A 9,415-nucleotide genomic window follows, 5' to 3' on the forward strand; every position below is an offset into this window, starting at 1 on the left:
GGTTTACACAAGTTCGAGAAGAGTAAGTATAATGATCTGTAAGTTTATATATTTTACATTTAAATATAATTAAAGGTTGTCATATTAATCGTGTTTTTAAGCAATTATACACGGTGTGAAATAACATATTAATAATATCCAGTTTCAAGAAAAAATGCCGTTTTATAGGTAATAAAAAATATTTGATTTTGTTACCCAGTTATTTTACTTCGGTTTTATAAATATAATATCTAATCTGAAGTTACCGGCCAATTACCGAATTTGTATTTTAAGTAATATTATTTTAGGAGTTTTAAAAAATGAATCTAATCTGGTCTGCAGTAGGGCAAGTTGTCAGTTCGTGTCTTCCAGTTTTTTTATTAATTTTTCTTGGTTGGTTATGTGTACAACAAGGAATCTTCACAAAAGATGCTAAAAAATTATTATCAGGGCTTGTCTCAAACTTTGTCTTCCCAGCGTTACTTTTTGTGCATACTTCGCATGCTAAACCCTCGCAAATATTTAATGGTATTTGGATGTTTGCGTTTTTCTGTACTATGTCATTTTTATGGATAATTTGTTTTTTAACCAATAAATACATATTACATAAAGATTTAAAGTCAACGGCTATGAATACTATGTTGTGTTGCTTTCCAAACATGGGGGGGATGGGGGTTCCTTTCTTAACGTTGATGTTAGGTGCGGCTTCTACTATTTCAGTTGCGATTGCTAATTTTGTTGTGGCGTTATCATTGATTCCAATGACAATATTCTTGTTAGAGTTATGCGATACTAAAATGTCTGGTGGTAAGGTAACTGGTGATATGATATTTAGTGCAGTCAAAAACTCACTGATGAAACCAATGTTTTTAGCTGTTATTTTAGGGTTAATTGTGAGCGTTACCGATGGAACAAAATGGTTACCTCATTTTGTGTTTAATACCTTTGATATTATGTCTAATGCTTGTAACTTTATTTCGCTTATTGCAGTTGGTGTTGGTATTCATGGTGTTAAATTAACATTGTCTAAACCATTAATGATCAATGTGATATTGAAAAGTTTTATTACACCTGTAGTGGCGCTTATTTCTGTATATTTATTTGGTATTACCGGTATGGAAGCTGAAGAACTGGTCTTTTTATTAGCAATGCCAACGGCATCAACAGCTGTTATTTTGGCTTATAATTGGAATGTTGAGCAAGAACAAGCGTCAAGTATTTTCTTTGTATCAACAGTTTTATCTATTTTTATTTTACCAACGTTATTACTCATTATGGATTTCACCATTCCTGGCGTTGCTTAATAAATGCCAAATATAATGCTCTCATTGCTTTTAACAGGGTGAGGGCATTAGCAATAAAAATCCCAATCTAATTTGATACTCAAAAAGTAACTTAACAATCGATTATTCAATATGTGGTTCTAGTGACAGTTAATGCTGCCGTTAAATTCTATAATTATAGATGTGAATTGTGAGCTTAAATTGGTTTGTGCGCCTTGCTAGTAATATTTTTTCCATATCCAAATAGGAAAAAGCACGCTTATGCCATTTTGTTTATTTGTTAAAAATCAGTCAGAAAAACCATTGATTTTATTGAAGTTTTTGTTGGCGTATTTTAGGGTGCTGTGCTAGGGGTTGTTTATCCTTTTAACCATAAGATTTACAGTTAACATCAATGTTTGTTTTTTTATATCCTATTTACCTCATTATTCTATTATTGCTTATCGTGTTCTGTTTTAATCATTTTGCAATTTTTTTTGCAAAAATACCAACTAGGTAAGCCAATTTATATCGCTTATACTTAATTTATAAAGTAAATAGGTGAATATGGATCGGCTATGTAAATATCCCCCCAAAGTTAGTATAAGATTCAGGTAGAAAATTACGCTGCTTGCTTGAATATAATCTATGGTTATACCATGTAATTTTGCCCAGCCGATGAATGTTTTTCCTGTGAATTCCGGTCCGTTATCTACTCATATTTCGAGTTGATAACCATGATATCTGGTCAGTTTATTCTGATAACGGGTAATCCTACCTGTCGGTAAACTGATCGCAATATCAATGCCTAACGCCTCACAATTAAAGTCATCGATGACATTGAAGGTTCTAAACCGGCGTTGATTGCGACTGCTGTCACTCATAAAATCCATTCATCAACATTCACCTAGCTTATTTGGTACTGATAGTTTTTCTGGGCTTCGCGGAGGAATACGTTGTTTACGCTTTACCCTGAGATTAAGCTTTAACTGGCAGTATATTCGATAAATACACTTATGATTCCATTTCTAGCCGCGCTTTCTGATACGATTAAAACACTGAAGAAGACCCCGCGTAAATGTCTATCCGTGATAACTTAGCACTAACATAATCATCGAATCATCCGGTAATTTAGGTTGATAGTAGTAAGCTCAGCTGCTTAAACTAACAATAGCGCAGCTCATGGCAATAGTAATAGAATGATTTTATTGCAGTTGCACAGCTCAGGCTTTACGTGCTTGAGTTGGCACTATAGCTTTTTATGATTTCCTCCTGAAGCTGAGATTTTAAATTTAGCTCAACAAACATCTGCTTAAGCTTACGATTTTCAGCTTCTAGTTGTTTTAAGCGTTTGATATCTGAGATTTCCATACTATCGTATTTATCACGCCATTTATAGAAAGTTGAATTCCCATACCCTATTTACGGCAAAGCTCTTTGACGGGGGATACCGGCTTCGGATTCTTTTAAATTAGCTACGATTTGTCGATAATCTTATCGGAAAAAGCAAGTGGACAATCTATTGGTTTGCGCTCTTTCGTAATAAAAAATTATAGATAAATTTCCAATAAAAACGCGGCTAATATTATTTTTATTGGAAATAATATAATTGTTTTTTCTCAAACCTGCTTGCAAATGGATGCAAAGATTTACAGTTAATATTGCAGTTAATTTAACGGTTAAGATTCTAAAGGAAGGTAATACGATAGTCGTTGTTGCTTTAGTGCATTGAGTAATAATCTAAAGCAATTTCGAGTTGGTTTTATGTCATCATTAATGTTATTTTATCGCCACAATCATTATTGTTTTTCATTGTTGTAATTTTTAACTAATATTGCATAATAGAAATAAGTTATCGCAATCAAAGTAATAATCTTATAAATTATTTAAATTTTAGAGCACAATAATAATTGTTTATCTTAATGATCATGTCTTATTTTGGTTTTTTACTCATAAAATAAATATGAGTTGATTGTCAATTACACAAAAGTTACACCGATTTTTATATAAATTGTTACCTGTTCCAATTTGGAAGTTTTGTTTAATTCTGTATTTGGAATTGTAGTTCAACATATCATGTTTGGTTAGGATCAAAATCAGCTTAATATAAAGTAGGGCAGGCTGAATTAGGGGCTATTTACTAAAACGTAAAAAAGGTATTAGGAACAGTATGGGTTAACCAAACACCATTATCAGCTAAATAGAACTTGAAGCCTTGTTGATGCATTAACAAAGCTTTTACTTTTAATACAATCGGTTTACCATGTCGTTTGCCTACAGCATTAGCTGTCTGTTCATCGAAAGATAAGTGAACATAATGGCGGTCACCTGCAATTAACCCTTGTTCTTTAATTGAATCAATAAAACGAGTGGCCGTCCCATGATACAAAAATTCTGGTGGGATTTGTTGTTGATATTTGATTTCAACCTGTTTAGTTGAATGTCCTTGTGCAGCACGAATTTTTAACCCATCTTCTGAAATTGTAAAACGTTTTTTATCGCTTGTTTTAACAACTTCTTCAATTAGATCTCTGGTAAGATATTCACCATGTTGATTAGCTTGCATAATTAGCGTTTCAATCTCAATCCACCCATTAGAATCTAAAGCTATACCTATAGCTTCAGGTTGATGTCTTAAAATGTAACTTAGAAATTTACTCGTTTTTTCTAGATTTTTGTTCATGCTTTACCCCTTAACTTTCTAAACTAGCACTTGAGGATATTTTTTAACATCTTTATATCAACAAGATAAATTCAATAATGACTTACTTTATTCTATTTCAATTAGCACAAAACATTCTAATTTATCTTTGCATCGCTTAAAATTTTTATTTGCTATTTTTACTCAGAGGCAAATTAATTCAATAATATTTTCAAAGGTGAAATCGTTGATTATAATTAACGCCATGTTTTTATACCTATTATTAATGTAATTACTATCATTAGCTATTTAATTGTGGCACAAAAATTATTATTAAATTGAAAAGCAGTACTTATAGAATCATGTTTTTGCGATAAGATGATTTTGAAAAAAGCGACACAATTAATGTTCAAAAATAGGGTTTATATATTTATAGAACGGCAAAATAAGCAGCTTAATTTTTTAGGTGAATTATGTATTAAGTAGGGTATTTACAATATTTTACCGCTCATTTTATCAATATGGGCAAATAATATGGGCGAATAAAATGATGAAAGATGACAATCTTAAACTTGTAGATGTTAATCTATCCCGATTCGATTTAGATCTAAATCAAAATTTAATTATACTTGAAATTTTGAACATGAATGATGGCGGTGAAATTTGTACTATTAAGATAAATACTATCATTGATCTGAAATATGAAAATAATATAGATGAAGATGATATTTTACCTGTATATATAGGTGAACTTGAAATATCAAAAAACATTGATACAGCATATTATCACCTTAAAATGCAAGGGGGGATAGATTTGTCTATAACTAGCTTACACTGTTTTATTAGCTATCCTAATTTGTAATATATAGCATTTTCTACATTATTAGGCGAAAATGCTGTAATAATATGCATAAAAATTCAAGATTAACGCCTTATCATCGAGAAGCGGTTTAGTGTATTACAATAAAGAAAAAACATAGCCACTGATTTAGCGTTGATATTTAATGCTTGTCGTTTCACCATTTATAAAGTATCAAAACTTTGCTGTCGCAAGCTTTTTAAGCCATAATTAACCCCCCCCAATTAACGTTACAAAACAATAAAATATGGCTTTAAAAGTCTGGTTAAAGTTGAGAAAACGATAGAGGCGCGTCTAAAACAGTAAGCAAAGCGTTACAACAAATTTAAATACTCCAAACTTAGTACACAATTCACGTAGAAAATTAAGCTACTTATTTGTAATAGCCTTTATTTAATCTGACGGACACCCAATAAAAACGGGTAACTGTCAGATTAGGTTTGAGTTAGTACAAATTATAATCTTTCAATTTATCTCATTTTATACTTTATAATACTTATTTCTCCTGCCTAAAATATTACAAAAACAAACGCATTCTCCTTTTATTATTTATTCAAAAAATGTTCAGAAAAGACATTGATTTTATTAGTTTTTTGTTTTTACAATCTCGATTTTTTGATAAAAATCAATCTCCCTTTAATAACGCTACAATTTGCTTAATATCACTCGGTGTTGTTTGACAACAACCGCCAATTAATTTAGCCCCTAATTTAACCCAAGTCGGTAATTGATTGCTAAACGTACAATTATGTTGATGGTTTTTATGCCATTGTTTGGTAGTTGGATCGTATTGTTCGCCTGAATTTGGGTAGACTATTAGCGGCTTAGTGGTAAGTTTATTTAGTACCTCTAATGCTGGGGTGACGTTTTCTAATGCAATACAGTTAATGCCAATACTGACAATTTGCTCGATATTGTTTAAATAGTTGATAACTTGTGATAATGGTGTGCCATCACTAAGGTGCTTTGAGTCTTTTAGCGTTAATGAAAACCAACATGCCATTGTCGGGAATTGTGCGATAAGCGTAGTTAATGCTTTGATTTCTGCAAATGAAGGTAGGGTTTCACAAGCAAGAATATCAACTTTCGCTTCAATCAATGCTTGAATTCTGTCTTGATGAAAAGCAATAAAAGCCTCTTTATCAAGATGATAATCGCCTGTGTATTCTGAACCATTGGCAAGATATGCGCCGTAAGGCCCCACTGATCCGGCTATTAATAAAAGTTTGTTTTGTTTGGTATCCGTTAAATACTGTTGTTTAGCTTGTTTTGCAAGTTCAACGCTGGTTTTAATTAGTTTGATAGATTCATCAAGCGCAATGCCTTTTTGGGAAAATCCTAAAGGCGTGGCTTGATAGCTGGCGGTGATGGCGCAATCAGCACCAGCTTTAAAATAATCATAATGGACTTGGCGGATTAATTCTGGCTTTTCAATTAATATTTTTGCCGACCATAAACTATCGTTAAGATCACATCCGCGGCGTTGTAGTTCGCTAGCTAGCGCGCCATCAATAATAATGTGTTTTTTTTGCTTTAAGAGCGAGTGAATTAAATTATTATTGGTCATATTTTGTCACTCGCTTTTGGTAGGTTTGGATAAAGTGGTGGGCAATAAAGCAAACAATCACAAATGGAATACCACAATAAAGCGCTATGCGTTGTTGAGGATCGAAAGCTAAGCCAATGCAGGCAATCAAACATAAAATAAAACCTAAAATTGGTACAAGTGGATAAAATGGTGCTTTATATTTTAGTGTGTTTTGTTCGGTTGTAGATAATTGCTTTCTAAAAAAGTAATGTGAAGCGCAAATGCTTAACCAAACAGCAACAACGGCAAAGCCAGCAATAGCTGTTAATGCCACAAATACGGTATCAGGAGCGATAACGCTTGTGAGTAATGCAAGTAATCCTCCTAACATACTCATTGTGATAGCAAATGCAGGAATACCATCTTTGGTCAGTTTGCTAAAGCATTTGGGTAATGTTCCTTGATTGGATAGCGACCATAGCATACGTCCAGATGCATAAAGGCCTGAATTAGCAGCAGATAAAATTGCAGTTAAAATCACAAAGTTAAGCATATCAGCAGCATAAGGCAGACCAATGTTTTCAAAAACAGTGACAAAAGGGCTTTTTATCACGCCTGCTTGTTCCATTGGTAAAAGAGCAGCAAGAACAAAGATTGTGCCAATAAAGAATATAATAAGCCGTAAAATAGTAGTTTTAATAGCTAATGGGATGGTTTTTTCTGGTTGTTGGGTTTCGCCTGCTGCAATGCCTATTAATTCAGTACCTGAAAAGGCAAAATTGACTGATACCATCGTTATAATAATCGGGGTGATGCCGTTAGGAAACCAACCATTATCGGTAATATTGTGCAAAAATGGGGCTGGTATATTGTCTTTCATTGGGATAATGCCAAAAATGGCTACTGCACCAGCAATAATAAAAATGACAATAGTAAGTACTTTGATAATTGAAAACCAAAATTCACTTTCAGCAAAAAATTGTGCAGTTATAATGTTTAATACAAAGATCACAATGCAGAATAGTAAACACCAAATCCAGACTGAAACAGAAGGGAACCAGTATTGCATACATAAGCCTGCTGCAGTTAGGCTTGAGCCCAGTGCAACTGTCCAAGTTAGCCAATATAGCCACGCAACAGTATAACCTGTGCCAGGGCTAATAAAACGTGATGCATAAGTGTGAAAAGCGCCTGTTTCGGGCATGGCAACCGCTAGCTCTCCAAGGCATAACATAACTAAATAAACCACTAGTGCGCCAATTAAATAAGCAATAATTGTGCCGATAGCACCAGCGGTTGCAATAATATATCCAGTATTAAAAAATAAACCAGTACCAATCACACCACCGAGTGATAGCATAATTAAATGCCTAGTTTTCATGGTTCGCTTGAACTGGTTTTCATTTGATGCGTTGACCTGAGTGTTCATAAGAATGTTTTATTCGGTTAGTTTAAATCACATTCCGCCAATAAAACTGGCGGAATAATTAGGAAGTTAATTGAATTTATATTGGTAATTTATTGAAGACTATTTAAAAATGCTTTTTTAGTCATTGTCTTATCATTTACCTTGACGTTGTCAAGGGCACGAGAATATTCAATGTCGGTGAATATACCTTGTTTACCGTCTTTACTGAAATTAACTATTGGTGAATTATATAAAAACATTTTGCTCATCATGACTAGATTCGAGCTTGCTTTATTAATTTGTTCTGGTGTGACGTTATCGGTATTTGGATGTTCTATTTGTGCTGAAATACGTCCTAATACATCAAATGGTGCGCTAAGCTGTAGTTTTAGGCGATCTATTTTATCAACATTATTATTATTATTTTCTAATGCATCTTTGCCTATATCTTTTACATCCATCACAAAATTGAAATTGATATCTCCAGCCGCGTTGTGCCAATTAAATTTGTTTAGTGAAAATTTTGTATGAACTGGGCGACTGCTATCAATAATTTCATCAAAGTCTTCAAGGCTAAATTGATCAGAAAATAGATCTTTATCGGCACCTTGGAAATTAAAGTCTAATGATACTTTTCCTAGATTTTGTTGTCCCCACAGAATTGAATCTATGCTACTAAATAATGAACCATCTACGGTATTAGCATTATTTAATGTGCTTTTTTGGTTTACAATCATGTTATTGATTACTACCGATTGAACTTTTGAAAATGAAGCGGTAGCAAAGGTGAATGCTAATTTATCGACGCTACTTTGTGTATCACCATTTTGGTTTTTGTAGTTAAAATTACCTTTTGATTGGAAATTATCAATATTAACCGTACTTTTTGTTATGCCATCTAGCGTGTATTTAGCATGTCCAATATTAAATTGGTATTCAAAGTCTTCTAGTGTATTAAGTGGTTTTAGCGATACATTAACATCTTTCAAACTATAATTATTATCATCTGAAATGTAATCTAATTTATCCAATTGCACTTTAGCTTTTACGTCGGTAGCATCTGCATAGCTACTAAAGGTGTAACTCCCATTACTCACATTGAGTATGCCATCATTGATGGAGGGTATTTCGCTTTGTGTGGCTTGAATTGCTTTATTGGCTAATTTTAGCGTGATATATTCGCCATAGCTTATTCCTATATGCCCAGCAATAAATGGTTGATTACCAGCAAGTTTCCAAAGTGTTGGATTGCTTTGTTCTGTCATTTCGTATTCTAGCCAAGCTTTTTGTGGAGTTAATGTCCCTTTAGCAAGCGCTGCAATAGGGAAAGGACCATGGTGGATGGTTATATCATCGTCAAATAAGGTTTTAGGCTTAGCATTTTCATCTAAGGTATTTTGAGGTGATACTGTTACAGTTAAATGTAATTTAGTTGAAAATATATTTTTTTCATAATTGCTTTTCATTACTGACACTGTAAAATCATCTTGAAATTCGTTAATTTTGGCTGTTATTTGTGCTAATTGATTATCGATATTATTTTCAATGATATTACCTGTTTGCCATGCCATGCCTACGTAGGCAACGCCTAATACAGCAACGATTCCTATTGCAAGTGTTGTTTTTTTCATTATGAGTCTCTTAGTTATTTTTGCTAAATTTAATATATTATTTTGATAATTTTAATCGATTTATACCTTATAGGCGATATTTTTTTAATATATTGAAAAATATTTAT

General features: G+C 32.8%; 8 protein-coding genes. 2 read left to right on the plus strand and 6 right to left on the minus strand.

Going from position 1 to position 9,415, the window contains the following annotated elements; all coding sequences use genetic code 11:
* Positions 1 to 299 precede the first annotated feature (299 nt).
* The gene (locus tag A9G42_RS04975; protein ID WP_065580310.1) at positions 300 to 1,283 is read left to right on the plus strand and encodes an AEC family transporter; all 984 of its coding nucleotides are present in this window, start codon (positions 300 to 302) and stop codon (positions 1,281 to 1,283) included.
* Between the two features lie 674 nt (positions 1,284 to 1,957).
* On the opposite strand, the gene A9G42_RS13840 is transcribed toward A9G42_RS04975, so the two are convergent.
* The 3 genes from A9G42_RS13840 to A9G42_RS04985 form a co-directional block, all read right to left on the minus strand.
* On the minus strand, positions 1,958 to 2,134 hold the full coding sequence (locus A9G42_RS13840; RefSeq protein WP_179854603.1) for a hypothetical protein: 177 nt from the start codon (positions 2,132 to 2,134) through the stop codon (positions 1,958 to 1,960).
* Positions 2,135 to 2,471: 337 nt separating this feature from the next.
* Entirely contained in the window at positions 2,472 to 2,663 is a 192-nt protein-coding gene (locus A9G42_RS13250; protein ID WP_141672050.1) for a transposase, read from the minus strand.
* Positions 2,664 to 3,381: 718 nt separating this feature from the next.
* The gene (locus A9G42_RS04985) at positions 3,382 to 3,924 is read right to left on the minus strand and encodes an RNA 2'-phosphotransferase (RefSeq protein WP_065652803.1); all 543 of its coding nucleotides are present in this window, start codon (positions 3,922 to 3,924) and stop codon (positions 3,382 to 3,384) included.
* 505 nt (positions 3,925 to 4,429) lie between these two features.
* On the opposite strand from A9G42_RS04985, the gene A9G42_RS04990 reads away from it, so the two are divergent.
* Positions 4,430 to 4,744, plus strand: a complete 315-nt coding sequence (locus tag A9G42_RS04990; RefSeq protein WP_065588917.1) for a hypothetical protein — start codon at positions 4,430 to 4,432, stop codon at positions 4,742 to 4,744.
* Positions 4,745 to 5,366: 622 nt separating this feature from the next.
* Here A9G42_RS04990 and mmuM read toward each other — a convergent pair.
* The 3 genes from mmuM to A9G42_RS05005 form a co-directional block, all read right to left on the minus strand.
* Complete coding sequence (mmuM, locus tag A9G42_RS04995; RefSeq protein ID WP_065652804.1) at positions 5,367 to 6,308, minus strand: homocysteine S-methyltransferase; 942 nt, start codon at positions 6,306 to 6,308, stop codon at positions 5,367 to 5,369.
* Positions 6,298 to 7,698: an S-methylmethionine permease gene (gene mmuP, locus A9G42_RS05000; protein WP_065652805.1), complete on the minus strand. Its 1,401-nt coding sequence runs from the start codon at positions 7,696 to 7,698 to the stop codon at positions 6,298 to 6,300. Before mmuP ends, mmuM begins: the two co-directional genes overlap by 11 nt.
* An 89-nt stretch (positions 7,699 to 7,787) precedes the next feature.
* Entirely contained in the window at positions 7,788 to 9,308 is a 1,521-nt protein-coding gene (locus A9G42_RS05005) for a YdgA family protein (RefSeq protein ID WP_065652806.1), read from the minus strand.
* Positions 9,309 to 9,415: the final 107 nt, after the last annotated feature.

Origin of the sequence: Gilliamella sp. Nev6-6 (assembly GCF_001690605.1) — a bacterium.
Classification (GTDB): domain Bacteria; phylum Pseudomonadota; class Gammaproteobacteria; order Enterobacterales; family Orbaceae; genus Gilliamella; species Gilliamella apicola_C.

Coding starts and splice junctions, on each gene's coding strand:
- A9G42_RS04975 (WP_065580310.1), top strand. CDS start 300: ATGAATCTAATCTGGTCTGCAGTAGGGCAAGTTGTCAGTTCGTGTCTT.
- A9G42_RS13840 (WP_179854603.1), bottom strand. CDS start 2,134: ATGGATTTTATGAGTGACAGCAGTCGCAATCAACGCCGGTTTAGAACC.
- A9G42_RS04985 (WP_065652803.1), bottom strand. CDS start 3,924: ATGAACAAAAATCTAGAAAAAACGAGTAAATTTCTAAGTTACATTTTA.
- A9G42_RS04990 (WP_065588917.1), top strand. CDS start 4,430: ATGATGAAAGATGACAATCTTAAACTTGTAGATGTTAATCTATCCCGA.
- mmuM (WP_065652804.1), bottom strand. CDS start 6,308: ATGACCAATAATAATTTAATTCACTCGCTCTTAAAGCAAAAAAAACAC.
- mmuP (WP_065652805.1), bottom strand. CDS start 7,698: ATGAACACTCAGGTCAACGCATCAAATGAAAACCAGTTCAAGCGAACC.
- A9G42_RS05005 (WP_065652806.1), bottom strand. CDS start 9,308: ATGAAAAAAACAACACTTGCAATAGGAATCGTTGCTGTATTAGGCGTT.